The sequence below is a fragment of the Thiemannella venezuelensis genome (assembly GCF_014203605.1).
Classification (GTDB): Bacteria; Actinomycetota; Actinomycetes; order Streptosporangiales; family Streptosporangiaceae; genus Planomonospora_A; species Planomonospora_A venezuelensis.
This window is the reverse complement of record NZ_JACHJJ010000014.1, coordinates 159,413-186,094: the sequence shown is the minus strand read 5'-3', so window position 1 is coordinate 186,094 and position 26,682 is coordinate 159,413. Positions and strand designations below refer to the sequence as shown.

General features: G+C 72.8%; 27 protein-coding genes. 17 read left to right on the top strand and 10 right to left on the bottom strand.

The features are described 5' to 3' along the window. Positions 1-28 precede the first annotated feature (28 nt). A complete protein-coding gene (locus FHS22_RS21160; RefSeq protein WP_338047869.1) occupies positions 29-808 on the top strand; it encodes an SGNH/GDSL hydrolase family protein in 780 nt (259 codons plus the stop codon). A 99-nt stretch (positions 809-907) separates the two neighbouring features. On the opposite strand, the gene FHS22_RS21155 is transcribed toward FHS22_RS21160, so the two are convergent. Continuing rightward, positions 908-2,968, bottom strand: coding sequence for an ATP-dependent DNA helicase (locus tag FHS22_RS21155; protein WP_184944121.1), 2,061 nt, complete (start codon positions 2,966-2,968; stop codon positions 908-910). A gap of 375 nt (positions 2,969-3,343) precedes the next feature. Here FHS22_RS21155 and FHS22_RS21150 point away from each other — a divergent pair, with 375 nt between their 5' ends. Then, positions 3,344-4,618, top strand: coding sequence for a hypothetical protein (locus tag FHS22_RS21150; protein WP_184944070.1), 1,275 nt, complete (start codon positions 3,344-3,346; stop codon positions 4,616-4,618). A 113-nt stretch (positions 4,619-4,731) separates the two neighbouring features. Then, positions 4,732-6,312: a Na+/H+ antiporter gene (locus tag FHS22_RS21145; RefSeq protein ID WP_184944068.1), complete on the top strand. Its 1,581-nt coding sequence runs from the start codon at positions 4,732-4,734 to the stop codon at positions 6,310-6,312. A gap of 94 nt (positions 6,313-6,406) precedes the next feature. On the opposite strand, the gene FHS22_RS38235 is transcribed toward FHS22_RS21145, so the two are convergent. Together FHS22_RS38235 and FHS22_RS21140 are read right to left on the bottom strand one after the other, a co-directional pair. Continuing rightward, entirely contained in the window at positions 6,407-6,532 is a 126-nt protein-coding gene (locus tag FHS22_RS38235) for a hypothetical protein (protein ID WP_260408130.1), read from the bottom strand. A gap of 178 nt (positions 6,533-6,710) precedes the next feature. Continuing rightward, positions 6,711-6,968: a ubiquitin carboxyl-terminal hydrolase 14 gene (locus tag FHS22_RS21140; RefSeq protein ID WP_184944067.1), complete on the bottom strand. Its 258-nt coding sequence runs from the start codon at positions 6,966-6,968 to the stop codon at positions 6,711-6,713. A gap of 155 nt (positions 6,969-7,123) precedes the next feature. On the opposite strand from FHS22_RS21140, the gene FHS22_RS21135 reads away from it, so the two are divergent. The 9 genes from FHS22_RS21135 (at position 7,124) to FHS22_RS21095 (ending at position 15,379) form a co-directional block, all read left to right on the top strand. Continuing rightward, positions 7,124-7,909 (top strand): ABC transporter ATP-binding protein, encoded by a 786-nt coding sequence (locus FHS22_RS21135; protein ID WP_184944065.1) that lies wholly within the window; start codon positions 7,124-7,126, stop codon positions 7,907-7,909. Continuing rightward, positions 7,906-8,697 carry an ABC transporter ATP-binding protein gene (locus tag FHS22_RS21130; RefSeq protein ID WP_184944063.1) on the top strand — a complete coding sequence of 264 codons (792 nt, stop codon included), beginning with the start codon at positions 7,906-7,908 and terminating at the stop codon, positions 8,695-8,697. Before FHS22_RS21135 ends, FHS22_RS21130 begins: the two co-directional genes overlap by 4 nt. Next, positions 8,694-10,547: an AMP-dependent synthetase/ligase gene (locus tag FHS22_RS21125; RefSeq protein WP_184944062.1), complete on the top strand. Its 1,854-nt coding sequence runs from the start codon at positions 8,694-8,696 to the stop codon at positions 10,545-10,547. The genes FHS22_RS21130 and FHS22_RS21125 overlap by 4 nt, the downstream gene beginning before the upstream one ends. Further along, positions 10,544-11,431: a branched-chain amino acid ABC transporter permease gene (locus FHS22_RS21120; RefSeq protein WP_184944060.1), complete on the top strand. Its 888-nt coding sequence runs from the start codon at positions 10,544-10,546 to the stop codon at positions 11,429-11,431. The genes FHS22_RS21125 and FHS22_RS21120 overlap by 4 nt, the downstream gene beginning before the upstream one ends. Beyond that, positions 11,428-12,615, top strand: a complete 1,188-nt coding sequence (locus FHS22_RS21115; protein WP_184944057.1) for a branched-chain amino acid ABC transporter permease — start codon at positions 11,428-11,430, stop codon at positions 12,613-12,615. Before FHS22_RS21120 ends, FHS22_RS21115 begins: the two co-directional genes overlap by 4 nt. 40 nt (positions 12,616-12,655) lie before the next feature. Beyond that, the gene (locus FHS22_RS21110) at positions 12,656-13,942 is read left to right on the top strand and encodes an ABC transporter substrate-binding protein (protein WP_184944056.1); all 1,287 of its coding nucleotides are present in this window, start codon (positions 12,656-12,658) and stop codon (positions 13,940-13,942) included. A gap of 84 nt (positions 13,943-14,026) precedes the next feature. Next, complete coding sequence (locus tag FHS22_RS21105; RefSeq protein WP_184944054.1) at positions 14,027-14,428, top strand: hypothetical protein; 402 nt, start codon at positions 14,027-14,029, stop codon at positions 14,426-14,428. 167 nt (positions 14,429-14,595) lie between these two features. After that, the gene (locus FHS22_RS21100; protein ID WP_184944052.1) at positions 14,596-14,958 is read left to right on the top strand and encodes a YidH family protein; all 363 of its coding nucleotides are present in this window, start codon (positions 14,596-14,598) and stop codon (positions 14,956-14,958) included. Positions 14,959-15,055: 97 nt separating this feature from the next. Further along, positions 15,056-15,379 carry a DUF202 domain-containing protein gene (locus FHS22_RS21095; protein WP_184944050.1) on the top strand — a complete coding sequence of 108 codons (324 nt, stop codon included), beginning with the start codon at positions 15,056-15,058 and terminating at the stop codon, positions 15,377-15,379. A gap of 46 nt (positions 15,380-15,425) precedes the next feature. On the opposite strand, the gene FHS22_RS21090 is transcribed toward FHS22_RS21095, so the two are convergent. Together FHS22_RS21090 and FHS22_RS21085 are read right to left on the bottom strand one after the other, a co-directional pair. Beyond that, a complete protein-coding gene (locus tag FHS22_RS21090; protein ID WP_184944049.1) occupies positions 15,426-15,716 on the bottom strand; it encodes a hypothetical protein in 291 nt (96 codons plus the stop codon). 65 nt (positions 15,717-15,781) lie between these two features. Beyond that, the gene (locus FHS22_RS21085) at positions 15,782-15,976 is read right to left on the bottom strand and encodes a CsbD family protein (RefSeq protein ID WP_184944048.1); all 195 of its coding nucleotides are present in this window, start codon (positions 15,974-15,976) and stop codon (positions 15,782-15,784) included. A gap of 413 nt (positions 15,977-16,389) precedes the next feature. Here FHS22_RS21085 and FHS22_RS21080 point away from each other — a divergent pair, with 413 nt between their 5' ends. Then, complete coding sequence (locus tag FHS22_RS21080; RefSeq protein ID WP_338047867.1) at positions 16,390-17,739, top strand: FAD-binding oxidoreductase; 1,350 nt, start codon at positions 16,390-16,392, stop codon at positions 17,737-17,739. Positions 17,740-17,791: 52 nt separating this feature from the next. Here the strand turns inward: FHS22_RS21080 and FHS22_RS21075 are convergent, their stop codons facing one another. Then, on the bottom strand, positions 17,792-18,904 hold the full coding sequence (locus tag FHS22_RS21075) for a ferritin-like domain-containing protein (protein ID WP_184944045.1): 1,113 nt from the start codon (positions 18,902-18,904) through the stop codon (positions 17,792-17,794). 89 nt (positions 18,905-18,993) lie between these two features. Between FHS22_RS21075 and FHS22_RS21070 the strand changes: the two genes are divergently transcribed. Further along, a complete protein-coding gene (locus FHS22_RS21070; RefSeq protein ID WP_184944043.1) occupies positions 18,994-19,635 on the top strand; it encodes a TetR/AcrR family transcriptional regulator in 642 nt (213 codons plus the stop codon). A gap of 70 nt (positions 19,636-19,705) precedes the next feature. Here the strand turns inward: FHS22_RS21070 and FHS22_RS21065 are convergent, their stop codons facing one another. Beyond that, a complete protein-coding gene (locus FHS22_RS21065; RefSeq protein WP_184944041.1) occupies positions 19,706-20,278 on the bottom strand; it encodes an aggregation-promoting factor C-terminal-like domain-containing protein in 573 nt (190 codons plus the stop codon). A 416-nt stretch (positions 20,279-20,694) separates the two neighbouring features. Here FHS22_RS21065 and FHS22_RS21060 point away from each other — a divergent pair, with 416 nt between their 5' ends. Beyond that, a complete protein-coding gene (locus FHS22_RS21060; protein WP_184944039.1) occupies positions 20,695-21,180 on the top strand; it encodes a glutathione peroxidase in 486 nt (161 codons plus the stop codon). A gap of 103 nt (positions 21,181-21,283) precedes the next feature. On the opposite strand, the gene FHS22_RS21055 is transcribed toward FHS22_RS21060, so the two are convergent. Further along, complete coding sequence (locus FHS22_RS21055) at positions 21,284-22,270, bottom strand: LacI family DNA-binding transcriptional regulator (RefSeq protein WP_184944037.1); 987 nt, start codon at positions 22,268-22,270, stop codon at positions 21,284-21,286. 177 nt (positions 22,271-22,447) lie between these two features. On the opposite strand from FHS22_RS21055, the gene FHS22_RS21050 reads away from it, so the two are divergent. Next, a complete protein-coding gene (locus tag FHS22_RS21050) occupies positions 22,448-23,668 on the top strand; it encodes an ABC transporter ATP-binding protein (RefSeq protein WP_184944035.1) in 1,221 nt (406 codons plus the stop codon). Between the two features lie 183 nt (positions 23,669-23,851). Here FHS22_RS21050 and FHS22_RS21045 read toward each other — a convergent pair whose 3' ends face one another. Next, the gene (locus FHS22_RS21045) at positions 23,852-24,604 is read right to left on the bottom strand and encodes an SDR family NAD(P)-dependent oxidoreductase (RefSeq protein ID WP_184944034.1); all 753 of its coding nucleotides are present in this window, start codon (positions 24,602-24,604) and stop codon (positions 23,852-23,854) included. A gap of 91 nt (positions 24,605-24,695) precedes the next feature. On the opposite strand from FHS22_RS21045, the gene FHS22_RS21040 reads away from it, so the two are divergent. Next, positions 24,696-25,874 carry a PQQ-dependent sugar dehydrogenase gene (locus FHS22_RS21040; protein ID WP_184944032.1) on the top strand — a complete coding sequence of 393 codons (1,179 nt, stop codon included), beginning with the start codon at positions 24,696-24,698 and terminating at the stop codon, positions 25,872-25,874. Positions 25,875-25,908: 34 nt separating this feature from the next. On the opposite strand, the gene FHS22_RS21035 is transcribed toward FHS22_RS21040, so the two are convergent. Continuing rightward, positions 25,909-26,292 (bottom strand): carboxymuconolactone decarboxylase family protein, encoded by a 384-nt coding sequence (locus tag FHS22_RS21035; protein ID WP_184944030.1) that lies wholly within the window; start codon positions 26,290-26,292, stop codon positions 25,909-25,911. Between the last annotated feature and the right edge of the window lie 390 nt (positions 26,293-26,682).

Here is a 26,682-nt window from a genome sequence, read left to right as displayed (position 1 = left end):
CGCCGCGATCATGGGATCGGGGGGACCCGTGACGCACTACCGTTCCTTCGTCGCCCTCGGCGACAGCTTCACCGAGGGCCTGAACGACCCCGCCGCGGACGACCGCGGCGGGGCGCCGGACCGCTTCCGCGGCTGGGCCGACCGGGTCGCCGAGCGGCTGGCCGCGCTCGACCCGGAGTTCCGCTACGCCAACCTCGCGGTGCGCGGCAAGCTCATCGACCAGATCGTCGCCGAGCAGGTCCCGCTCGCCGTCGGGATGCGCCCGGACCTGGTCAGCTTCTGCGCCGGCGGCAACGACCTGCTCCGGCCGGGCAGCGACCCCGACCGCATGGCCAAGAAGCTGGCGGGAGCCGTACGGGACCTGCGGGCCACCGGGGCGGAGGTGCTGCTGTTCACCGGCGTGGACCCCCGCGACACCCCGATCATGCGCCGGGCCCGCGGGACCTTCGCGATCTTCTACCTGCACGTCCGGTCCATCGCCGACCTGTACGGCTGCCGCCTCGTCGACCAGTGGTCGATGCAGGGCCTGCGCGACTGGCGGGCCTGGAGCGACGACCGCCTGCACATGAACGAGGAGGGCCACCGGATGGTGGCCGCCAAGGTGTGCGACGTGCTCGGCGTCCCGACCGAGGACGACTGGCGGATGAGCTGGCCGCCCCGCGAGCGCGTCGACCCCCGGGTCAAGCGCCGCGAGGACGTCCAGTGGGTCCGCAGCCACCTGGGCCCGTGGGTCGTGCGCCGGCTGCGCGGCCGCTCCTCGGGCGACGACCTCGACCCCAAGCGCCCGGACCTCAAGCCCTTCGGCTGACGGGCCGGGGCCCGCACGCCTGCCCGCGCCGGCTCCGGCACCGCTCACGACGTCATCTGCGGACGCGGCACTGCCGCCGGGCCCGGTGACCCCTGCCGGTCACGGCGCCGGCGGGGAGGCCGACAGGCGCTTGAGCGCCGCGCGGACCGTGTCGGGGTCGTTGGTGGACCAGAACGGCGGCAGGGACGCCCGCAGGAAGCCCGCGTAACGGGCGGTGGCCAGGCGGGGGTCGAGGACCGCGACCACGCCCTTGTCGTGCTGGCTGCGGAGCAGGCGGCCGGCGCCCTGGGCGAGCAGCAGGGCGGCGTGGGTCGCGGCGACCGACATGAACCCGTTGCCGCCCTTGGCGGCGACGTGGCGCTGGCGGGCGGAGCTCAGCGGGTCGTCGGGGCGGGGGAAGGGGATGCGGTCGATGACGACCAGCCGGAGCGACGGGCCGGGCACGTCCACGCCCTGCCAGAGCGAGAGGGTGCCGAACAGGCAGGTCGGCTCGTCCTCGGCGAACTGCTTGACCAGCAGCATCGTGGAATCGTCGCCCTGGCACAGCAGCGGCACGCTCAACCGGTCCCGCAGGGCCTCGGTGGCGGCCTTGGCCGCGCGCATCGAGGAGAACAGGCCCAGCGTCCGGCCCCCGGCGGCCTCGATCAGCTCGGTGATCTCGTCCAGGTAGGCCTCGGGCAGGCCGTCGCGGCCCGGCTGGGGCAGGTGCTTGGCGACGTAGAGGATGCCGCTGCGCGGGTGGTCGAAGGGGGAGCCGACGTCCAGCCCGGACCAGCCGGAGCGGTCGCCGTCGCCCGGGCCGATGCCCCACTGCCGGGCCAGCCCGTCGAAGGTGCCGCCCAGCGCGAGCGTGGCGGAGGTCAGCACCACCGTGCGGTCGCCGAACAGCTTGTCGCGGAGCATCCCGGCGACCGTCAGCGGGGCGACCCGCAGGACCGGCGGGCGGCGCTCGGTGGCGCCGTCCAGCCAGACCACCTCGGCCCGGTCGACCTCCTCGGCGTGGCCGAAGGCGTCCAGCATGCGCTGGGCGGTGTCGTGGACCTCGTCCAGCGCGGTGAACGCGGCCTTGCGCAGCCCCGCCTTCTCCGGGTCGTCCTTGTCGGAGGAGTTGCGGGGGCCCAGGGCCGTGATGCAGGCCCACGCCGCGTCGCGGACCAGCGCGAGCGTCAGGCCGAGCACCTGGGGCAGCTCGTCCAGCCGCCCCGGGGGAGCGGCGGCCAGCAGCGCCTTCAGGTCCTCTCCCGCCTCCATGAGCCGGTCGGAGGCCGGCTGCTCGATCAGCCGGCCGACCCGGCTCACCGCCACCGTGACCATGGCCTCCGACAGCTCGCCGGTCACCACCGAGGTGACCCGGTCGACCAGCTCGTGCGCCTCGTCCACGACGACGACCTCGTGCTCCGGCAGGAGCGGCAGGTCCTCCATCGCGTCGATCGCCAGCAGCGCGTGGTTGGTCACCACGATGTCCGACTCGCCCGCCCGGGCCCGGGCGAGCTCGGCGAAGCACTCCATGCCGCTCGGGCAGCGCTGCGCGCCGAGGCACTCCCTGGAGCTGACGGAGAACTGCCGCCAGGCCTGCTCGCTGACCCCGGGGACCAGCTCGTCGCGGTCGCCGGTCTCGGTCTCCTCCGCCCACTCCTGGATGCGCTGGACCATGCGCCCGGTCGCGCTCACCTCGCGCGGGTCGAACAGCTGGTCCGGCTCGTCGTCGGGCCAGCCGGCGGCGGCCTTGTAGCGGCACAGGTAGTTGCGGCGGCCCTTGAGGATCGCGAAGGTGGGCTCGGCGGGCAGGCTCGGCGCCAGCGCCTTGGCCAGCCGGGGCAGGTCGCGGTCGACGAGCTGGCGCTGGAGGGCGATCGTCGCGGTGGAGACCACGACGGCGCCCTCGGAGGTCATCGCGTGCCGGATCGAGGGGACCAGGTAGGCCAGGGACTTGCCGGTGCCGGTTCCGGCCTGGACGGCCAGGTGGTCGCCGGAGTCGATCGACTGCTGGACGGCCCTGGCCATCGCGACCTGGCCGGGGCGCTCCACCCCGCCCACGGCCTGGACGGCCGCGCCGAGCAACTCGTCGACCGGGGGGAGGTCCGCTCCGGAGGCCTTGGTGCGCGCGGGCCGCTCCGCGGGGGCGTCCTCCGCGGAGGCGTCCTCCGTGCGGGCGTCCATGGAGACGGCGTCCACGGCGGCGGTGTCGCCGGAGGCCGTGGCGAGGGGTTCGTCGGAGGTGAGAGAGTCGGTCGGCACGACAGCCAACCGTACCCGCTCGCTCCGACAAGGAGGCGTGCCCCGCGTGAATCCGGTGGCGGGCCGCCCGCCGCCTCCGGAGGGTCACCGGGCGGACGCGTCCCGGAGTTCCGGGACCCCGGGGTCGCCTTCCATGGCAGACTGGCGGGACCACCCAGCCACGCACCGCCGTTCGGGGTCGGCAACCGGCTTCCCTCTGGTGTCATTGGGGCGGAAGATGGGGACGTTAGGACCGATTCGGTAGGGTTTCTAGAGGTCGAGTGGACGAATAAAGGCTGGTTAGAGACTATGTCCTCCATGTCGGAAGTTGTCCCGTTGCCGTCGTTCGGCGAGGTGTTCTTTGACGAGCGTGGTCAGGAGCGGGTGCTCCGGGTCACGTGGCACGAAGGCACGCTGGTGCTGAGCCTGTGGCGCGGCGAGATGTGCACCGCCAGTTTCCGCATGCCCATGGACGACGTGGGCCGCCTGGTCGACACCCTGGACGAGGGGTTCATCGAGGCCGGAGGCCAGTACCCCGACGAGGTGGACGAGCAGGCTCCCGGCGGCCACGCCGAGCTCCCCGGCACCGGGCAGTACGCCCGGCCCCGCCCCGAGGACTACGCCCAGCCGCAGTACGCCGACCCGCTGCCCGGCCAGGCGGCCCCGCAGCCGGAGGAGCCGCGCCAGGCCGCCGCGCTCGGACCCAACGACGTGCTCGTCGCCCGGGGCGCCCCGCCCCCGCCGGACCGGTTCCAGGACCGCGCGCCCGGGTACGGCCCGGCCGACGCGGTGCCGCGCGAGAACATGATCGTCGGTGACTCCCTCCCGTACGGCCTGCCCGACCTCGCCGATCCCGGCGTCCCGGGCGAGCAGCCGTACCAGGCGGTGAGCGACCCGTACGCCGCCCACCAGGGCCATCGGCAGCCCGATCCGTACGGCGCGCCGCAGGACCCCTACGCCGCCCAGCCGGAGCCGTACGCCGCCCAGCCGGATTCCTACGGCGCCCAGCCGGATTCCTACGGCGCGCCGCAGGACCCCTTCGCCAGGCAGGCCTCCGACCCCTTCGCCGCGCAGCAGCCGGCGGACCCCTTCGGCGCCCCGCAGCGCCCGGTCGACCCGTTCACGCCCCACGCGGAGCAGTTCCCGTCCGCCGCGCGCCTGCCCGACCCCGACGCCTACCCCTCCCAGGGGCACTCCACGGACCCCTTCGGCTTCGCGGCCCAGAGCGGCCGGTCCGGTCCCGGCGTCCCCGCGGCCGACCCCTACGGTTATCCCGCCCCGGCCCAGCCCGACCCCTACGCGTTCGGGGGGCCGCGGCAGGCCCCCGGTTCTCCGCCGGGCGGCCACCCGGCGGACCTGCGGGACCTGTACGGCCCGCCGTCCGGCTACGACCGGGGTGTGGACCCCGCCGACCCGCTGGACCTCCACGGCCACCAGGGCGAGCAGCGGATGTCGCGCCCCTACATCCAGGACCCGCCGCACTCCACCGGCGAGCGGCTCCGTCCCGAGGACCGCTACGACGACCCGCGCTACGACGACCCGCGCTATGACGACCAGCGCTACGACGGCCGGGGTGGTCGCCGAGACTGGTGAGCGCCGCCCCGGCGCGCCGGAGGCCGGAGCCGGACGGTCGGCGTGCCGTGCCGCACGGGCCGCACGGCCCGCCGGTGACGTAAGCTGATCATCCCTGACGGGCGGGGGTGGGGATGAGTCAGGCGGCGATGGCGCAGGTGCTCGCCGTGTCCGTCGTCGCGATCGCGGTGGCGGCCGTGGCCAGGCGCAGGGGATGGTCCGCGCCGCTGCTGCTGGTCCTGGCCGGGCTGGCGCTCTCGCCGCTGGTGCCGGCCTACGAGCTGGACCCCGAGATCGTCCTGCTGGTCTTCCTTCCGCCACTGCTCTACTCGGCCGCGATCGACAGCTCCTACCTGGGGCTCAAGGCGGTCCGCAGACCGGTCGCGCTCCTGTCGGTCGGGCTGGTGCTGTTCAGCACGCTGGTGATCGGCCTGGTCGTCCACCTGCTCCTTCCGGAGCTGCACCCGGCCGCGGCCTTCGCGCTCGGCGCCATCGTGGCGCCGCCGGACGCGGTCGCCGCGGTGGCGGTGGCCCGCAGGCTGGGGCTGCCCCGCAAGGTGGTCACCATCCTGGTCGGGGAGAGCCTGTTCAACGACGCCACCGCGCTCACCGCCTACCGGGTGGCGGTGGCGGCCGCGGTGGGGCACGGGGTCACCTGGCCGGGCGCGCTCGGCCAGTTCGCCTACGCCGCCGCGGGCGGCGCGGTGATCGGCCTGGCGCTCGCCTGGCTGCTGACCCGGATCCTCGCGGCGCTCCGCGACTCGCTGGTCGAGAACACCGTGATGCTCCTCATCCCGTTCGGGACCTACCTGGCGGCCGAGGCCGTGCACGCCTCCGGCGTGGTCTCCGTGGTGGTCGTCGGCCTGGTCGTCGGCCACCGGATGCCCAGGAGCGAGTTCGGCACCCGGCTGCTGTCCGGCGCGCTCTGGCGGGTCGTGGACCTTTTCCTGGAGTCGGTGGTCTTCGCCCTGATCGGCCTGCAGATGTGGCCGATCGTCAGCGCGCTCGACTGGTCGGACCCGTGGCGGCCGGTCGGCGCCGCGCTGGCGGTGTTCGCCGCCGCGGTGGCCGCCCGGATCGCCTGGGTGGTGCCCGCCACCCACCTCCCCCGGCTGCTCTCCCGGCGGGTCCGCCGCAACGAACCCGAGCCGCCGCCCTGGCAGAACGTCGCGATCGTCGGCTGGGCGGGCATGCGCGGCGTGGTCTCCCTGGCCGCCGCCTTCGCCCTGCCCGACCTCCCCGGCCGGGACATGCTGCTCTTCCTCACCTTCACCGTGGTGATCGGCACGCTCCTGGTCCAGGGCATGTCGTTCCCCTGGCTGATCCGGCGGCTGCGGGTCTCCACCGAGCAGGAGACCTTCGCCGACGACCTGGCCGAGGCCGCGGCCCAGCAGGCCGCGGCCTCGGCGGCCCTCGACCGCCTGGACGAGCTGGTGGCCGGCGGCGTCGCCGACGTCCACCAGGAGGTCGTCGAACAGCTCAGGCTCAGGGCCGAGCGCCGTGCCCTGACCGCCTGGGAACGGCTGGGCGGCGGCACCGGCCCGGAGGGCGAGGAGACCCCCGGCGCCGTCTACCGGCGGCTGCGCCGGGAGATGCTCGCGGCCGAGCGCGAGGTCTTCGTACGGCTGCGCGACGAGCGCCGCATCGACGACGAGGTCCTCCGCAGGGTCCTGCACGAGCTCGACTCCGAGGAGGCGACGCTGGCCCGCGACTAGATCACGGACCGGCGGTGCGCGGACGGCGTGTGTCCGCCGCCGTTCCTCACGCGGGGCGCACTCCGGTCAGGACGAGGGTGGGCAGCCGGTCGGCCTAGGCCGCACCGCCGGGTTCCCGCTCCGCGGCCAGGGAGATCGCGTTCGCCCGGCCGGGAGGCGGGACTCCTTTCGGCCACCGGAGCCCTCGCGCGAAGAACCCGCTCATGACGGTCTGTTCCACGAACGCCTCCTGCTCCCCGGGGGCCCGACGCGCACCGGGGAACGGGGCCCCGGCGCGCGGCCTCGCACCCCAGCCTCCCCGACGCGGCGGCGCTTCTCCATCCGCCGGAAGGCCGGAGACCCTCCTCCGCAGGACTGAGGGACCTCTCATCCCCGCCGGGCGCAGGCCGCCCGCGCCGTCAGCCCAGGGTCTGGTCGGCGTAGCACCAGCGCCACGTCTCGCCCGGTTCGAAGGAGGCCACGACCGGGTGGCCGCTCTCCTTGAAGTGGGCGGTGGCGTGCCTGTTCGGCGAGGAGTCGCAGCAGCCGACGTGCCCGCAGGACAGGCACCGGCGCAGGTGGACCCAGCGGCTCCCGGTGGCCAGGCACTCCTCGCACCCGCCGGGCGTGCGGGCGGGCGGGTCCTGGACCGAGGTGAGGTGTTCGCAGGCGGACATGTTCTCCCTTACACAGTCGTCTCACCGCGATCGTACGACCAGAGCCATGTTCCGATTTGGACACCTCGCCGCCGCGCCTATTGATCAGGGGTCCACCGTGTCTCACTCTGTCCTTCATCGGGGGGTGACCTAGGCCGCAAACCTCAGGGAGCCCGATGCTGGAGGTCCGCAACCTCGAGGTCGTCTACGACGACGTGATGCTGGTGCTGCGCGGAGTCAGCCTGCGGGTGCCGGCCGGATCGATCGTGGCCCTGCTCGGCGCGAACGGAGCGGGCAAGACCACCCTGCTGCGGGCCCTGTCGGGCCTGCTGGACGTGCACGACGGCGAGATCACCAAGGGGTCGGTCCTCCTCGACGGCGAGCCCGTGCACGGCCTGCGCCCCGCGCAGCTCGTACGGCGCGGCGTCAGCCAGGTCATGGAGGGGCGGCGGATCTTCGCCGAGCTCACCGTCGAGGAGAACCTGAAGGTCGGCGCGCACACCGCCGCCCGGTCCTCCGCCGAGAACCTGGAGCGGGTCTACGGGTTGTTCCCGCTGCTGAAGGAGAGGCGCAGGAACGTCTCCGGCTACCTGTCCGGCGGCGAGCAGCAGATGCTGGCGGTGGGCAGGGCGCTCATGGCCGGCCCCCGCTACCTGCTGCTGGACGAGCCCAGCCTCGGTCTCGCCCCCTCGCTGGTCCGGCAGGTCCGCGACCTCGTCGTCGAGATCAACCGGCAGGGGACCACGGTGCTGCTCGTCGAGCAGAACGCCACGATGGCGCTGTCGGTCGCCGACCACGGCTACGTCATGGAGACCGGGAAGATCGTCATGGACCGCCCGGCGGCCGAGCTCCTGGCCGACGAGGACATCAAGGAGTTCTACCTCGGCCTCGGCGCGGAGGGGGCGGTCAAGTCCTTCCGCGAGGTCAAGCACTACCGGCGCAGGAAGAGGTGGCTGTCATGACGGGCGGAGCCCGGGAGGCCGTACCGCCCGTGCTGAAGGTCGAGGACGTCGGCCTCGCGTTCGCGGGGGTGAAGGCGATCGACGGGGTCTCCTTCGAGGTGGCCCCGGCCGAGCTGTTCGCCGTCATCGGCCCGAACGGCGCGGGCAAGACGTCCGTCTTCAACGTGCTGTCCGGCGTCTACCGGCCCCAGCGCGGCACGGTGACCTTCCTCGGCGAGGACGTCATCGGCCGCCCCCCGCACCGGATCGCCGCCATGGGCCTGGCCCGCACCTTCCAGAACGTCGAGCTGTTCCACAACCTGACCGTGCTCGACAACCTCATGCTCGGCCGCCACCACCACTTCGGCTACGGCCCGCTGCAGGCCCTGCTCTGGCTGGGCCGGGCGCGCCGAGAGGAGCTCGCCGCCCGCGCCCGCGTCGAGGACATCATCGACTTCCTCGACCTGGCGGCCTGGCGCCGCCACCCCGTCCGGCTGCTCCCGTACGGCGTGCAGAAACGCGTCGAGCTCGGCCGCGCGCTGGCGATGGAGCCCCGCCTGCTGCTGCTGGACGAGCCGGTCGCCGGGATGAACCTGGAGGAGACCGAGGACATGGCCCGCTTCGTCCTCGACATCCGCGACGAGCTCGGCGTGCCCGTCGTGCTCGTCGACCACGACATGGGCCTGGTCATGGACCTGGCCGACCGGGTGCTCGTGCTCGACTTCGGGCGCCCGGTCGCGCTCGGCACCCCGGCCGAGGTCCAGCGCGACCCCAAGGTCGTCGCGGCCTACCTGGGAGGGGCGCCATGACGCTCACGCAAGACCGCACCGGAACCACGACCGTCGCCACCCGGGTCCGCGACCGGGCCCGGGCCGCGCCCGGCCGCGTCGCCATGCGGGAGAAGGACTTCGGCATCTGGCAGGAGGTCACCTGGGCGGACTACTGGGAGAACGTCCAGCTCGTCGCGCACGCCCTGCTCGCGCTCGGCGTCGAGCCCGGCGACCGGGTGGCCGTGCACTCGGAGAACCGGCGCGAGTGGCTCTACGCCGACCTCGCGATCGTCGCGGTCCGCGGCGTCACGGTCGGCCTGTACCCCACCAACCCGGCCGCCGAGGCCGCCTACCTGCTCTCTCACTCCGGGGCGAGGATCCTCCTCGCCGAGGACCAGGAGCAGGTCGACAAGGCGCTGGAGGTCGCCGGCCGCTGCCCGGAACTGGAGCGGATCGTCTACGTCGAGCCGCGGGGCGTGCGCGGGCGCTACGACGACCCCCGGCTCATGTCCTGGACCGAGCTGCTGGAGATCGGGGCGGCCCACCGGGAGGAGGACCCCGGCGCGGTCGAGCGGCGGATGGCCGCCACCCTGCCCGACGACGTGATCACACTGATCTACACCTCCGGCACCACCGGCCCGCCCAAGGGCGTGATGCTGACCGTCGGCAACGTCGAGTACGCGATCGCGCGGCTCGTCGAGGGAGGCGGCTTCGCCTCGCCGCCGCCGTCGGAGAAGGACCTCATCCTGTCGTACCTGCCGCTGTGCCACGTGGCCGAACGGGCCTTCACGGTCTGGTTCAACGCCGCCGCCGGGGTCCAGGTCAACTTCGCCGAGTCCATCGAGACCGTCCAGGCCAACCTGCGCGAGGTGCAGCCGACGATCCTGTTCGGGGTGCCGCGCATCTGGGAGAAGGTTCTCGCCGGGGTGGAGATCCGGCTGGAGTCGGCCTCGCCGTTCAAGCGCGCCGTCACCCGGTTCTGGCTCCGGGTGGCCGACCGGATCGGCGACGAGCTGGTGCGCACCGGCGGCACGCACACCCCGCGCACGCGGATGCTGTACGGCGCCGGCTGGCTGTTGTGCTACCGCGCGCTGCGCGAGCGGCTGGGCATGCGCCGGGTCCGCTACGCCGCCTCCGGCGCGGCGCCGATCGCGCCCGCCGTGCTCAAGTTCTACATGGGCATCGGGATCGCCATGCACGAGGTGTACGGCATGAGCGAGAACACCGCCGTCGCCACCGGCAACCGTCCCGGCCGGATCAGGCTCGGCACCGTCGGCGAGCCCCACGAGGGCGTGGAGCTGAGGATCGACGAGCTGACCGGCGAGATCCTCACCCGGCACCCGGGCACCTTCGCCGGATACTGGCGCGACCCCCGCGCCACCGCCGACGTGCTCGACGCCGACGGCTGGCTGCACACCGGCGACGTCGGCGAGTGGGTGGACGGCACCCACGTCAGGATCACCGACCGGATGAAGGACATCATCATCACGGCCGGCGGCAAGAACATCGCGCCGAGCGAGATCGAGAACGCGCTCAAGGCCTCGCCGTACGTCAAGGAGGCCGTCGTCGTCGGCGACCGCCGCAAGCACCTGGCCGCGCTGATCGGCATCGAGCTCGACACGGTGGGGGAGTGGGCGCGCCGCCGCGGCCTGCCGTACACGACCTACCGGGACCTGTCGGAGAAGGCCGAGGTCCGGGAGCTCGTGCAGCGGGTCGTCGACGATGTCAACGAGCGGTTCGCCCGGGTCGAGCAGGTCAAGCGGTTCGCGCTGCTGCCCAAGGAGCTCGACCACGAGGACGGCGAGCTCACCGCCACCCAGAAGGTCAAGCGGAGCGCGGTCGAACGGCTCTTCGCCGACCTCGTCGAAGGGATGTACCGGGACCGATGAAGGGTGTGCTCGAATCGCTGGTGCGCGGGCTGGGCAACGGCTCGGTCTACGCCCTGCTGGCCCTCGGGTTCGTGATCGTCTACAAGGCGACGCGGGTGATCAGCTTCGCCCAGCCCGCCTTCATGATCGCCGGAGCGGTGGCGGTCAGCCACCTGGCCGGGACGACCGGCTTCTACCTCGCCGTGCCGCTGGCGGCGCTGCTGGTGGCCGGGCTGGCCCTGGGCGTGGAGCGGGTCGCGATCCGCCCGATGGTCGGCCGGCCCGTCTTCGTCGTGGCGATCATCACGCTCGGGATCGACGTCGTCGTCCGGGTCGTGGTCAACGGCTTCATCGGGCTGGACGTGCGCCAGGTCGGCGATCCGTGGGGACTGAGCCTGGTGGAGGTCGGCGGCCTGGCCGTGCAGCAGCGGTGGATCGCGATGCTGCTGACCACGGCCGTGCTCGTCTCCCTGCTGTTCGCGTTCTTCCGCTACACCCGGTACGGCCTGGCCATGCGGGCGGCCGCCTTCGACCAGGAGACCGCGCTCGCCCAGGGCGTCTCGGTCGGCATGGTCTTCGCGCTCTCCTGGGCACTGGCCGGAGGGCTGGCCGCCATCGCCGGGACCTTCGCCGGCACCGGGCAGGGCGTGGACCAGCTCACCTGGATCATCGCGCTCAAGGCGCTGCCCGCGATCATCGTCGGCGGGCTCGACTCGCTCGGCGGCGCGGTGATCGGCGGGCTGGCGATCGGGGTCGTGGAGTCGCTGGTCCAGTCCTACCAGGGTGATCTCGCGCCCTGGCTGGGGCAGAACTTCGCGGTCGTCACGCCGTACGCGGTCATGCTCCTGGTCCTGCTGGTCAGACCGTACGGCCTGTTCGGCACTCCGGAGGTGGAACGGGTATGACCGAGCGGACCGGACAGGTCGGCGTGCGTCCGGGCGTGCGTCCGGACAGCGGCCCCGGGGGCCCCGGGGCGGTCCGGGCGCGCCGGCCGAAGGGGCGCCCGCTGCTCTACACCGCCTACGCCCAGGACATGGCGCTGCTCGACACCCGGGCCAAGAAGGCCGGGCTCGCGCTGCTGCTGGGCGCCGCGGTCCTGCTCAGCGGCCTCCCCGACGACCTGCTGGTCCTGCTGGCGGCCGGGTACGTCGCGGCGATCGGCGCGATCGGGCTCAACATCGTCACCGGCTACGCCGGCCAGGTCTCGCTCGGCCACGCCTTCTTCGTCGCCGTCGGCGCCTACACCGCGGCGGCGGTCTCCGGGGACCCCGGCGGGCGCACCCTGGGCTTCGGGATCACCAGCATGCTCGTCTGGCTGCCCGCCGCCGGAGCGGCCGCGGCGCTGGCCGGAGTGCTCGTCGCCCCGCTCGCCGCCCGGCTGCGCGGCCTCTACCTGGCGATCGTCACGCTCGGGCTGGTCTTCCTCGGCGAGCACGTCTTCAAGGAGTGGGACCACCTGACCGGCGGCCCCGGCGTGGGCCGCCCGGCCGCCGTGCCCGAGCTGTTCGGCTTCCGGTTCGACGCCGACAGCGCGCTCGGCACCCGGGCGCAGTCGCTCTACATGCTGATGCTCGTGCTGCTGGTGGTCTTCGCGGTGGCCGCGCGCAACCTCGCCCGCTCCCGGATCGGCCGGGCCTTCTCCGCGATCCGCGACCGCGACATCGCCGCGGAGGTGATCGGCGTGCCGCTGACCCGCTACAAGACGCTCGCCTTCGCGATCTCCTCGGGCTACGCGGGCTGCGCGGGCGCGCTGATGTACACGGTCACCGGGTTCTTCGACCCCGGCTCGTTCAACCTGCTGATGTCGGTGCAGTTCATCGCGATGGTCCTGATCGGCGGAGTGGCCACGGTCTCCGGGGCGATCGCCGGGGCGCTGTTCGTCACCCTGCTGCCCCGGATCACCCAGGAACTCCCGGCGCTGCTCCCGTTCGTCAGCGCCGACACCACCCAGACGCCCAACGTCTTCCAGATCCAGGTCGCCCTGTACGGCCTGCTGATCGTGCTGTTCCTCGTCTTCGAGCCCCGGGGGCTCTTCGGAATCTGGATCCGCGCCCGCGCCTACTGGAAGAGCTGGCCCTTCTCGTATTGACCTTTCTCCTCGCACCTCCTACCGAAAAGGAGCCGAATCCATGTCGAAGCGCCATCTGGTGATAGCCGTGTCCCTGGTGGCCCTTCTGTCCGCGTGCGGTGTCATCCGGGGGGACGACGAGGATAAGAAGGGCGCCGTGACCACGGGCGTCACCAGCGAGCCGTGCCCGATCCCGGTGGACAGGAACAAGGGGTGCATCTACCTCGGCACGATCTCCGACCTGACCTCCGGGCCGTTCGCCGCGCTGGCCGTACCGATCACCCAGGCGCAGAAGGCGTTCTGGAACCGGGTCAACAAGGCCGGCGGCATCGGCGGCAAGTACGAGGTGGACGTGCAGGCCTACGTCCGCGACAACAAGTACAACCCCGAGACGCACAACCAGGTCTACCAGGAGATCAAGAACAACGTGCTCGGCCTGGCCCAGACGCTCGGCTCGCCGACCACCGCGGCCATCATCGCCGACCTGAAGGCCAACAACGTGGTCTCCGCGCCCGCGTCGTGGACCTCGGCCTGGGAGTTCGAGGACGTCATCGTGGAGACCGGCGCGAACTACTGCGTCGAGTCCATGAACGCCGTCGACTACGCGGTGGAGGCCTACAAGCCGAAGACCGTCATGGCCGTGCACTACGCCGGCGACTACGGCGCCGACGCCGCGGCGGGGGCGAAGGCCGCGGCCGAGCGCAACGGCCTGGAGTTCACCGCCGTCGAGACCCCGTCCGGCGCCACCGAGCAGGGCCGGGCCATAACCGAGATCACCAAGAACAAGCCCGACCTGGTCATCCTGACCACCGGCCCGGCCGACGCGGCCGCGGTCATCGGCCAGTCCGCCGCCGCCGGGTTCAAGGGGCGCTTCATCGGCACCGCCCCCACCTGGAACCCGGCGCTGCTGAAGAGCCCGGCCGCGCCCGCGATCCTCGCCCTCTACGAGCAGTCCTCGCCCGGCAAGCCGTGGGGCGCCGACACCCCCGGCCACAAGGCGATGCGCGAGGCGCTGGGGAACGTCACCCCGAGCGACGGCTACACCTCCGGCTGGGCCTGGTCCTACCCGCTCAAGGCGGCGCTGGAGAAGATGGTCGCGAGCGGGGACGTCAGCCGCAAGGGCCTCCTCGCCGCGGTCAAGTCGCTGAACACGGTCGACTACGAGGGCATGCTCCCGCCCGAGGCGGGCAACTTCGCCGGGGACCCGAACACCGCGACCTTCCGGCAGACGCTGATCAACAAGCCCGACACCGCGGCGCCCACCGGCGTCACGATCGTCAAGGACTTCTACACCGGTCCGACCGCGCAGTCCTACACCATGGACGGCCCCTGCTTCGGCAAGCTCTGATCCCGCCGGGATCCGGTGCGGCGGGCGGTGAACCGGTCTTGCGGATGCCGCCTGCCGTACCGGGCCGTTGGGTAGTGTCGAAGCATGCGACCTCTTCAGCGACGCACCCTCGCCCTGGCCGCCTCCGCGCTGGCCGCGGCGCTCCTGACCACCGGCTGCTCCGAGATCCAGCAGGTGAGCGAGGGCGTCGACAAGGCCCAGCAGTGCCTGCAGGCCGCCGGCATCGTTACCGAGACCATGTCGAAGGTGGCCGGGCTGATCAACGACCCCGCCGCGATGGAGAAGGCGCTGAACGACGGCGCCGCCCAGCTCGGCGACCTCGCCGACAAGGCCGCCAACACCTCCCTGAAGGAGGCCGCCGACGGCGTGGCCGCCAGCCTGGAGGGCTTCAACGTCAACAACGCCAACGAGGCCGTCGACGCGGCGCAGAAGATCGCCACCGACGGCGTGAAGTGGGTCGAGGAGCTCACCGGCGCCTGCGCCTGACGGCCGCGGTCCCGGACGCCCGAGACCGGCCGCCCGAGACCGGCCGCCGCGCGGAGCCGGACGCTCCGCGACAGGCATGCCGCCCCGGTCCTGGACCCACCAGGGCCGGGGTTTTTGCCGAATCCCGGGTTCTCTAGGGGAAATGTCGCTGAAATAGCGTCGATTCCATGGACACCCCGAGAGAACCGGCCGACGCCCGCGGAAGGGAGCCGGACCCCCGGTTCACGCTCGCCAACGAACGCACGTTCCTGACCTGGCTGAGCACCTCGCTGGCGCTGAGCGCGGGCGGCGTCGCGATGGCGGCCGTCTCCCCGGACGTCTTCGTGCCCTGGATGCGGACCCTGCTCGCGGTCGTCCTGGTCTCCCTGTCCGCCCTGGCCGCCGCGATGGCCTACCCCCGCTGGCGCCACGTCCAGCGCGCCCTGCGCACGGCCTCCCCGCTCCCGCCGCCCGCCCTGGCCCCGCTGTTCGGGTACGGCGTGGCGGCGGTGGCCCTGCTCGCGCTCGTCCTCATCCTGACGGGCCGATGAGCACCGCCGTACCGGTGGATCCCGGCGGGCCGGCCGGTCCTGGCGCGCGGGGGGCGGGCGCGCGGGGGGCGCCGGTGACGGGGCTGCGAGCCGGGCGATGACCGAGCTCTGGGACGAGGGGCTGCAGAGCGAGCGCACCCGGCTGGCCTGGGTCCGCTCCGCCACGATGCTGGCCGCCAGCGGCCTGGGCGCCGGCGGGATCGCGCTGCGCGCCGGCGTCCACCCGCTCGCCGCCGTCCCCTTCGCGCTGGCCGCGCTGTGCGGCGCGCTCCTGCTGGCGCGCACCGGCGTGCGCTACCACCGCGTCCAGGACGCCCTGCACGAGGGGCGCCCGCTCGACGAGCGGGCCGACGCGATCCTCGCCTGGCTCGGCACCCTCGCCGCCGTCACCGGCTCCCTCGTCTTCGTCGTGCTGCGGTAGAGGTCCCGGTCGTGTCGCGGTAGAGGTCCCGCCGCGTCCCGGGAGGTCAGCGCGGCAGGCGCTCGGAGATCTCCCCGGTGAGCCGGAGCAGGAACGGCGCCAGGTCCGGTCGCTCGTGCAGCAGGTCCTCCAGCCGCACCCGCCAGGCGCCGATCTCGGTGAACTCCGCGTCCTCGCGCTGCAGGCGCAGCCGTGTCTCGGCAAGCCGCAGCTGGTACAGGACGCCGAGATGCGTCCCGGTCATGTCGGTGAGCCACCAGTAGACCTCTGAGCTCGCCGCGGCGACGAAGGCCCGCGCGCCTTCCAGGGCCACCCGGGGCCGGTGAACGACGGTCATCATCCGACGGTAGGCGCGGCCGGGGCCCGCCGCAAGGCCGGCCCCGGCACCCCGCCCGGGCGGTATCAGTCCGTGAAGGCGTCCTTGATCTTCTTCCCGGCGTCCTTGACCTTCTCGCCGGCCTGCTTGACGCTGCCCTCCATCCGGTCTGCCCGGCCCTCCGCCCGGAGGTCCTCGTCACCGGTGAGGTCCCCGAGGTTCTCCTTGGCCGTGCCCTTGATCTCCTCGGCCTTGTTCGCGATCTTGTCGTCCGCTCCCATGGTCGTCCCCTTCCGTCGGCCGCACTCCTGTCGAGGGATGCGCCTATCCGGTGAACCCGCCGGTAAACACCGTCCGGAGCCGCTCCGGCCAGGGGGAACGGCGAGCGCACGCGCGGGTGGCCCTGCCCGGCCGGGGTCCCGGACGGCTCCTGCTCCACGGGGGCGGCGGCCGGCCGGTCCGCGTCCCCGGGCGGGCCGCGCCGTTCGCGCCCGCCCCGCGGTCACTTCGCGGAAAATATAGTCACGATCCTTGATTATCAAGATTTATGACTATATCGTGAGAGTGCGTCGACCGCCGGATCCCACTGGAGAGGACCACCACCATGGCCATGTCCGCGACCATGTCCGCGACTGCGTCTCCCGCCGTGTCTCCCGCCGTGTCTCCCGCTGTGTCCCCGGCCGTGCCTTCCGCCGTGATCCGTGCCGCCGGTCGCCTCGGCGGCCGGTTCGCCGGAGCGGTGCACCTGCCCGGAGAGGCCGGTTACGACAGGGCGCGGCAGCCGCTGTTCCCGGCGTTCGACCCGCGGCCCGCCCTGGTGGCCGAGGCCGCCGGAGCCGAGGACGTCCGTTCCGCGGTGCTCGCCGCCCGCGAGCTGGGGCTCCCGCTGGCGGTGCAGGCGACCGGGCACGGCACGCACGCCCCCTGCGACGGCGGCCTGCTGCTGAAGACCTCGGAGATGACCGGCGTGCTGGTCGACCCGGAGCGGCGGACCGCCCGGGTCGCCCCCGGCGCCCGCTGGGGCCGGGTGCTGGCCGCCGCCGCGCCGTTCGGCCTGGCGCCGCTGTCGGGCTCCTCACCGGACGTCGGCGTGACCGGCTACACCCTCGGCGGCGGGCTGGGCTGGCTGGCCCGCCGGTACGGCCTCGCCGCCGACAGCGTGCTCCGCGCCGAGGTGGTCACCGCCGACGGCCGGCTCGTGACGGCGAGCCCCGGCAGCCACCCCGACCTGTTCTGGGCGCTGCGCGGGGGCGGCGGCTCCTTCGGCGTGGTCACCTCCCTGGAGTTCCGGCTCCACCCGGTCGCCCGGGTCCACGCGGGAACCGCCTGCTTCCCGGTCGAGCGGGCGGCCGACACCCTGGCGTTCTACCGCGACTGGATCGCCACCGCTCCCGACGAGCTGAGCACCGCGGTCCTGCTGACCCGGATGCCGGACACCCCGCGGACGCCCGGTGCGGTGCGCGGCCGGCGTGTCCTCATGGTCAAGGCGATGTACGCCGGGGACGCCGGACCCGCCCTGCGGGCGCTCGCACCGCTGTGGCGGGCCGCCGGTCCGGCGCTGCTCGACGACCTCCGTACGGTGCCCTACGCCGAGGCGTCGATGGGCGGCACCGCCCCCCGGCAGGTGAACCTGTTCCACCGCCTGCCGGACCCGGTGATCGACGCGCTGGTGCGCGCCGCGGACCACGAAGGCCCGTCGGAGCCGGTGACGACGGTGGAGGTGCGGCACTGGGGCGGTGCGATGGCGTCCCCCGGACCCGGCGCCGGCCCCGCGGGCCACCGCGACACGTCCCTGTCGGTGATCGTCGACGCCGAGGCACCGGACCTGGCCGCCGCCCTGCGCCCGTACGCCACCGGCGGGTCGTTCCTGAACTTCCTGCATGACACCACCCGGACCGCGACGGCCTACACCGCCGCCGACCACCGGCGCCTGACCGAGGTGAAGGCCGCCTACGACCCGGACGGCACCTTCGGCCTCGGCCACGCCATCCCCCCGGCCATCCCCCCGGCCCGCCGCCCCGGCGGCGTCCGCGCGGGCCGGTGAGCCGGCCGGCTGCGCGGCGGGGCCCACTCCGGAGCCCACCCCGGGACCGGCGTCACTCGGCGCCGAGGGCGATGGTCTCGGCGACCTCGGCGTGGCGTTCGGCCTCCTCGGCGGCGAAGCGCTCGGCGTCGACCTTCTCGGCGATCTCCTCGTCCTGCCTCATCAGCGCGTCCAGGCTCTGCCCGGCCATGTCGAGCACGCCCATGTCGGCGTAGGCCTGCTGCAGACGGGGACTCCACAGGCCGATGTCCTTGACGCAGGGGACGATGCGGCTGAACAGCAGGGAGCGGAAGAGCCTGAGGTACTCGGAGTTGTCGACGGCCTCCATGGCCTCGGCGACCTCGGCCTTGTTCAGGCCGATGGTCTCCCAGGTCTCCCGGCCGCGCAGGCGGTCGCGCATCAGGTAGCAGCCCTCGATGACGAAGTCCTCGCGCTCGCGCAGCTCGCTCTCGCTGAGCTGGGCGTAGTAGTCGCGCAGCGCCATCCGGCCGAAGGCGACGTGGCGGGCCTCGTCCTGCATCACGTAGGCGAGGATCTGCTTGGGCAGCGGCTTGGTGGTGATGTCGCGCATCACGCCGAACGCGGCCAGGGCCAGTCCCTCGATGAGCACCTGCATGCCCAGGTAGGGCATGTCCCAGCGGGAGTCGCTCAGGGTGCTGTCCAGCAGGGCCTTGAGGTGTTCGTTGATGGGGTAGGCCAGGCCCACCTTCTCCTGCAGGAACCGGGCGTAGGTCTCGGCGTGCCGGGCCTCGTCCATGGTCTGGGTGGCGGCGTAGAACTTGGAGTCGAGGTCGGGGACCGACTCGACGATCCGGGCCGAGCAGATCATCGCGCCCTGCTCGCCGTGCAGGAACTGGGAGAACTGCCAGGCCGCGCCGTGCAGCCGGACGTCCTGGCGCTGCTTTTCGTCCATCCGGTCCCACAGCGGGGTGCCGTGGATGGCGATGGTGTTGTCGGGGATGCCGAGCACGTTGTACGGATCGACCTCGAGGTCCCAGTCGATGCGCTTGACGGAGTCCCACTGCTTGTCCTTGCCCTTCTGGTAGAGGGCGAGCATGCGGTCCCTGCCGTCGTCGTACTCCCAGGTGAAGCGGGCGGCGCCCGCCGCCTCCACGTCCCAGGTGGAGAGCTCGGCCGGGATCGTGTACAGATCGTGCGTCGACAATGCGACCTCCAGAGACGTACACCGTACGTATGCCTGGAGCGTGGCACGTACGGTGTACGTACGTCAATGGCCCGGGAGAGAATGAAGACATGTCCGCAGAGCCGCTGTCCCGTCCGCGCATCGTCGCCGCGGCCATCGACCTGATCGAGCGCGAGGGGGCCGACGCGGTCTCCATGCGCAGGATCGCGGCCGACCTGGGCGTGGGGGTCATGTCGCTCTACAACCACGTGCCCAACAAGGCGGCCCTGCTCGACGCGGTGGCCGAGACGGTGCTGTCGGGGATCGAGTTCACCGACGACCCGGACGCCGACTGGACCGACCGGGTGCGTATGCAGGCGCGGGCGTTCCGGCAGATCGCCCACCACTACCCCCGGTGCACGATGGTGGTGGTCAGCCGCCAGCTGCAGTCGACCGCCGGGCTGCTCCCGGTCGAGCGGGCGCTCGCCACGCTGCGCAGCGCCGGATTCGACGGCGAGGAGGCGGTGCGGATCCTGCGCATGTTCATCGCCTACATCGTGGGATCGCTGCTGCGGGAGGTCGGCGTCACCCCGACCTTCGCCCCGGTCCACCACGCCGAGGTGGACGTCGCCAAGGTGGATCCGGTGCTGTTCCCGCAGACCAACGCCCTCGCCGCGGAATTGGGCTCCTGCGACCACGAGTCGGAGTTCGAGTTCGGCGTGGAACTGCTCGTCCAGGCCATCGCCGTGCGCCGGGAACGGCGCGGAGGATGACGCCCGGGGCGCTCCCGACGCCCCGGGCGTTCGCCGGGAGTGCTCCCTTCCCCTGGGCACTCCCGCCGGGTCAATACCAGTGCCTCGACTGGAAGTGACCCCATGCGCCGCACGCTGTCCCGTAGCGGCTCGTGATGTAGCGCAGGCCCCAGTGGATCTGCGTGGCCGGGTTCGACCGCCAGTCGCCGCCGCTGCCGCTCATCTTCGAGCCCGGCAGCGCCTGCGGGATGCCGTAGGCACCGGTGTAGCGGTTGTGCGCCCGGTGGTTCCAGTTGCTCTCCCTGGTCCAGAGCCGGTCCAGGCAGCGGAACTGGTCGTCGGACCACGCGCGGCGGGAGACGAGGCGGAAAGCGATCGCCTTGTTCCTGCCTTTGGCGGTCCGCGTGCGGGGCCTGGGCCGGGGTTCGGCCTCGGGCGCCCACACGCCCCGGTGAACCGTCCTGGCGGGCCGCCCGCTCCGGTGGGCCGGCTGCGCGGGACGGACCGCCTGCGCGGACCGCTCGCCCCGGTGGACCGCCTGGACCGGTTCTTCCCCTACCGGTCTGGAGGTCGCCTCGGCCTGGCAGGCCGCCGTGGACGTGGCCACGGTGGAGGCGGCGAGCACGGTCACGACCGTGGTGCGCAGTGCGCGGTTGCCGTTCATCGTCATCCTTCCGTCGGGCCGCGTGCGGGAGGCGGGCAGGGGCACGGCGGCCCTGCGCCCGCTTGGCGGTCCCGCGTCCGTGGCTCGGACGGGGGACGCCCGCGTGGTCGTGCCGGCATGTTCCCGGTACGACGCCGCGGCGGTGTCTCTAGGCGGTTTCTAGTACGCCGGGGTAGTTCCGGACGGCGGCTGCGACACGGGGAGGAAGGCTGTTTACCGGATCTTCGCGGCTTCCGGGCGGTTCGAGGAGGACGGGCTGACGGTCGCGCGCTCCCCGAGGCGGCGGACCGGTGAAAAGATCGACCCGCCATGGGGTTTGAACCGGCGCAGGCCGTCTGGCCGGGAGCCGGTGGCGGTCGGGCGCGGCGTGCCGCCCGGCCTGTCGGGGGCCGGAAAAGGCCTACTAGGCTCCGTTCATGAGCATTCGTGACATCTCCGTGGACACCCTCGCCGGAGCCCCCACCACGCTGGCGGACCTCGCGGGCGACAAGACCCTCCTCATCGTGAACGTGGCCTCCCGCTGCGGCCTCACCCCGCAGTACGCCGGCCTGGTCCGCCTCCAGGAGGCCTACGCCGAACGCGGGTTCACCGTCGTCGGCGTGCCCTGCAACCAGTTCCTCGGTCAGGAGCCGGGCAGCGCCGAGGAGATCCAGGAGTTCTGCGCGGTCAACTACGGCGTGGACTTCCCGCTGCTGGCCAAGACCGACGTCAACGGCTCCGGCCGCCACCCGCTCTACGCCGAGCTGACCCGGGCCGCGGACGCCGGGGGCGAGGCGGGCGACGTGCAGTGGAACTTCGAGAAGTTCCTGGTCTCCCGGGACGGCGAGGTGCTGGGCCGGTTCCGCCCGAACGTCGAGCCCGAGGACGCCGCCCTCGTCGCGGCGATCGAGAAGTCACTCTGAGCCGGGAAGCCACTCCGGACCGCCGGGCCGGGGCCGGGGGACGGCCCCGGCCCGGCGGTCCGTTCCGGTGGGCGCGGCCGTCCCGGCGTGCGCGCCGGCCGGGTCAGGCCGTGCGCCGCGGCCCGCAGCTGCCCCGGACGATCAGCTCGGTGGGCAGCAGCACGCCGCGGGGGCGCCGCCCGCCCCCGCGCAGCACGAGCTCGGCCGCGCGGTAGCCGATGTCCTGCGCGGGCTGGGCGATCACGGTCAGCGGGGGAGCGCACAGCTCGGCCCAGGGCACGTCGTCGAACATGATCAGTGACAGGTCCTTGGGCACCCGCAGGTCCAGTTCCCCGGCGGCGAGCACGGCGGCCTCGCCCAGCAGGTTCCCGCCGGCCAGCACGGCGGTCAGGTCGGGCCGGTGCTGGAAGAGCCCGGCCGCCGCCGCGTAGGCCGAGTCGCGGCTGCCCCGCGCCGAGACGATGAGCTCCTCGTCCACGAGGGCGCCCAGGGACTGCCGGAAGACCGAGACCCGCTGCTCCTGGCCGGGTCCGCCGAGGTAGGCGATGCGGCGGTGCCCCAGCCCCGTCAGGTAGTCGACCGCGGTCCGCACGCCCGCCCGGTCGTCGGCGAGCACGGCGGGCACGTCGTCGCGGCCGGCGGCGGAGCGGTGGGCGAACACCGTGGTGAGCCCGGCCCGCAGGGTCGGCTCCCAGATCTCCGCACTTCCCGCGGGAACCGCCACCACCCGGTCCACGCCCTGCTCCAGCAGCATGCCGATCTGCTCCGCCTCGCGCTCGGCGTCGTCGCCGGTCGTGCCCAGGACCACCGGCTCGCCCGCCGCCCGCGCGCAGGCGAGGACCCCGTCGGCCAGGCGGCCGTAGAAGCTGTCGGTGATGTCGGGGACCAGCAGCCCGATCCCGCCCGAGCGCCGCTGGCGCAGGTTGCGCCCGAGCGCGCTGGGCCGGTAGTCGAGCTGGGCCGCGACGGTCAGCACCCGCTCCCTGGTCTCCGGGCTGGCCGAGCCGCCGGACAGCACCCGGGAGACCGTGGCCACCCCGACCCCCGCCGCCTCGGCGACATCCTTGATGGTTGTCCGGCGTGCGTTCATGGAAACGATTCCATCATTCTTTCCGTGCCGACTCCAGCACGGAGAGGTAACGGGAGCCGAATCGACAGGGAAAACTCGCCGAACTCTTGACAGGGATGTCCGGTTCGGGTGAGATTCATGAAAACGTATCCACTATCGGGCGAACGCGGGGTTGGCCCGAAGCGCTAAGGACCCTCCATGGCATCCATCGTTCTCAGCAACGTCGACAAGATCTACGCGGGTGGCGTCAAAGCCGTGAACGGCCTCAACCTTGAGATCAGGGACGGCGAGTTCATGGTGCTGGTCGGTCCGTCCGGTTGCGGCAAGTCGACCGCGCTGCGGATGATCGCCGGTCTCGAGGACATCAGCGGGGGCGAGATCGCCATCGGCGACAAGGTGGTCAACCACCTGCCGCCCAAGGACCGCGACATCGCCATGGTCTTCCAGAACTACGCGCTCTACCCGCACATGACCGTCGAGGAGAACCTCGCCTTCGGTCTGAAGCTCCGCAAGATGCCGAAGTCGGAGATCTCCAAGCGCGTCGGCGAGGCCGCCAAGATGCTCGGCCTGGAGCAGTACCTCAAGCGCAAGCCGGCCGCCCTCTCCGGCGGTCAGCGCCAGCGTGTCGCGATGGGCCGCGCCATCGTCCGCGAGCCGCAGGCCTTCCTCATGGACGAGCCGCTGTCCAACCTGGACGCCAAGCTCCGCGTCTCCATGCGCGCCTCGCTCAACACGATGCACGAGCGCCTCGGCGTGACCACCGTCTACGTCACCCACGACCAGGTCGAGGCCATGACCCTCGGCGACCGCGTCTGCGTCCTGCGCGACGGCCTGCTCCAGCAGGTCGACACCCCGCAGAACCTCTTCGACAAGCCGGTCAACCTCTTCGTCGCGGGCTTCATGGGCTCCCCGTCGATGAACTTCGTCAACGCCGAGCTGGTCCGCGGCGAAGGCGGCGCCGCCGTCGCCTTCGCCGGCTACCGGCTGCCCGTCCCGGACGCGACCTTCGCCGAGAAGCCGGGCCTCGACCAGTACATCGGCAAGAAGATCATCCTGGGCATCCGCCCCTCCGACTTCGAGGACTCGGTCGCCGCCAACGGCCACGCCGGCGGCTGGGTCCGCCTGCCGGTCCGCGCCGAGGTCACCGAGGAGCTGGGCTCCGAGATCAACGTCCTGTTCCTGATCGACGCCCCGCCGGTCCAGCACCAGGACACCGTCGCCGCCGCCGACGCCGGTGACGACGAGGACGCCACCCTCCCGCTGGTCGGCGACAAGTCGCTGTGGACCGCCCGCGTGAACTCCCGCAGCCACGTCCGCCCGGGCCAGAACATCGAGCTGGTCGTGGACACCCACAACCTGCACTTCTTCGACCCGGCCTCCGGCCTGTCGATCGGGCACGCCGCCAACGCCCGCGTCTGAACCATCCCCGCAGGCCGGTAGGGCCCGCGCCACGACCCCCTCCCGTGGCGCGGGCCCTTCCGTATCCGCCTGCCGTACGGCGGCGACGGCACGGCGCCGGCGCGTACGGGCCCGCCGTCCTCCCGGGCCCGCAGTCCTCCCGGGCGTACGGCGAGCCGGGGATCCGGCGGGTGCGGCCCGGCGTCAGCGGCGGCCGAGGCGCTGGGAGATCCGGCCGGTCACCCCGCGAGGGATCAGCCTGCCGACCGCGACGATGGCCTTGTAGCGCAGGTCCGGGACGCTCACCCGCCTGCCGAGGGCCAGGTCGCGCATGGCCTCGTCGACCACGGAGTCGGCCGACAGCCACAGGAAGCCGGGGATGCCGGAGACGTCCATCGAGGCGCGGTCGTGGAACTCGGTCCGGACGAACCCCGGGCAGAGCGCCATAATCCGTACGCGGCTCCCGGCCAGCTCGGCGGCCGTGGACTCGCTGAAGTTGACCACCCACGCCTTGGAGGCGCTGTAGGTGCCCCGGGTGAAGAACGCCGCGACCGACGCCACGTTGACCACCGCGCCCCGGCCGCGTTCCCTCATCCCCGGCAGCGCGGCCAGCGTCAGCCGCAGCACCGCCTCGCAGTGCAGCTTCAGCATGCGCAGCTCGTCGGCGACCGGCACGTCGAGGAAGGCCCCCGGGTGGCCGAAGCCCGCGTTGTTGACCAGCAGGTCGACGCCCTCGCGGAGCCGCTCCTCGACCGCGGCGAGGCCGTCCTCGGCGGTCAGGTCGGCGGGCAGCGTCTCGACCGCGACCCCGTAACGCAGGTGCAGCTCCTCGGCGCGGGAGGCGAGCCGCTTCTCGTCGCGGGCGACGAGGACGAGGGAGAAGCCGTCGGCGGCCAGGCGGCGGGCGAACGCGGCACCGATGCCGGCGGTCGCGCCCGTGATCAGTGCGGAAGGCATGACGGCAGTCTAGGACGCCGGAACCTTCGCGGCGGTACCCGGGTACAGGGGATCATCAAGGGGTAGGACCGATCGATGGAGGCTGACGACCGTGCACATCTCTTACCGGACCGGGGCGGGGGCGGCCCTGCTGTGCGTGGCGCTGGCGGCGTGCTCGGCGGGTGAGCCCGCCGGCGGTTCCGCCGCGACCGCTCCGGGCGCCACGGGATCCGCGGCCCCCACCTCCGCCGCGGGCACCCCGGACCCGGGGGCCGGGCCGGAGTTCACCGAGATCGCCCGGCTCGACATGCCCGTGGCGATGGCGCTGCGCCCCGGTGACGAGACGCTCTACGTCGCCGAGCAGGGCGGGCGGCTGCGGAAGATCTCCGGCGGGAAGGTCGCCGAGGATCCCGTCGTGGACCTGTCGGACGAGGTGAGCCGGGGCAACGAGCAGGGGCTCCTCGGTGTGGCGTTCCATCCGGAGGAGGACTTCCTCTACCTGAACTGGACCGACCGCGAGGGGACCACCCACATCACGGAGTGGGCCTTCGACGGGAGGGAGGCGACCGGCCGCAGGGACGTGCTGACCCAGCCGCAGCCGTACTCCAACCACAACGGAGGGCAGCTCGCCTTCGGGCCGGACGGCCACCTCTACATCGCGCTGGGGGACGGCGGCAGCGGCGGCGACCCGCAGGGCAACGGGCAGAACCTGGGGACCTGGCTCGGGAAGATCCTCAGGATCGACCCGCGCGGCACGCCGTACAAGGTCCCCGAGGACAACCCGTTCGCCGGCAGGCAGGGCGCGAAACCCGAGATCTGGGCGTACGGCCTGCGCAACCCCTGGCGGTTCACCTTCGACCGGAAGACCGGCGACCTGTGGATCGGAGACGTCGGCCAGAACGAGTGGGAGGAGGTCGACCACCAGCCGAAGGGCGAGGGCGGCCGGAACTACGGCTGGAACCTCAGGGAGGGCCGCCATCCGTTCCGGGGGAACGGCGCGGCGGGCGGGCTGGTCGACCCGGTCATCGAGTACCCCCTGGGCCAGGACGGCACCTGCTCGGTCATCGCCGGGTACGTCTACCGGGGCACGAAGATCCCGTCGCTGGCCGGCCGGTTCCTCTACGGCGACTTCTGCGCGGGCTGGGTCAGGTCGGCCCCGGCCGACCGGCCCGGCGAGGGGAAGGACCTGGGCAGGGTGGAGCAGCTGTCGTCCTTCGGGGAGGACCACGACGGAGAGCTCTACGCGCTCAGCCTGAGCGGGCCCGTCTACCGCCTGGAGGCCGCGGGCTGAGCCGTCCGCCCGGGCCCTGCGGGGCCCGGGCTCCTCAGTCCTTCATGAACCGGGAGAGCAACTCCTCGACCTGGGCGTTGAGCCTGGACCCGCGCGGCCAGCCCGCGTAGTGGGTGAGGAAGACGACGACCTCGCGGAGCTCGTCGGGGGTGAGCTCCCCGGTCCGTAGCGCGGCGTCGAGCTGCACCGCGACCTCGTCCTGCATGCTCCCGCCGACGAGCAGGCCGAGCAGGAGCAGCCTGCGGTCGCGCAGGCTCAGCCCGTCGCGGGACCAGACCTCCGCGAACAGGTGCTCGACGGTCATGGCGAAGAAGTCTCCGGAGCCGTCGCCGGCGCCGGCCCCGCCGTTGACGCGTCTCATGATCTCCAATCCCCTGGCTCGGCGGCCGGGAGCGGTGTCGTCCGCGTGGTCGTTCATGAAGCGGCTCCGGGTCCGTCGGCCTGCCGGTCGGCACAGTGCGGCGAGGATGGTGCGATCCTTTCATCCTCTCCGGTTCCGGTGGGCGGCGTAGCTTCTTCGCCCAGGAAACGTGACATGTACGGAGGTGTCACTCCGGAGTCCTCCGGCGGCGGGCCTCCGCGTGCCCTCCCGCGCTCCTCGAAGATCATACGGGCCGGGGCCGGCCCCCGGCGCCGGAACCCCTCCCTGCCCCTCCTGTCCACGGTTCCGCCCGGGGATCGATGGGGGCCGGACGGGGTTGACAGATTCGTTCTGATGATCTGTAACAAGTGCAGACAAGTAAAAGCCAAGATTTGGTGAAGATTCCCCTCTTCGGTGAGGGGAGAGATCTGGGAAAAGGGGCATAAG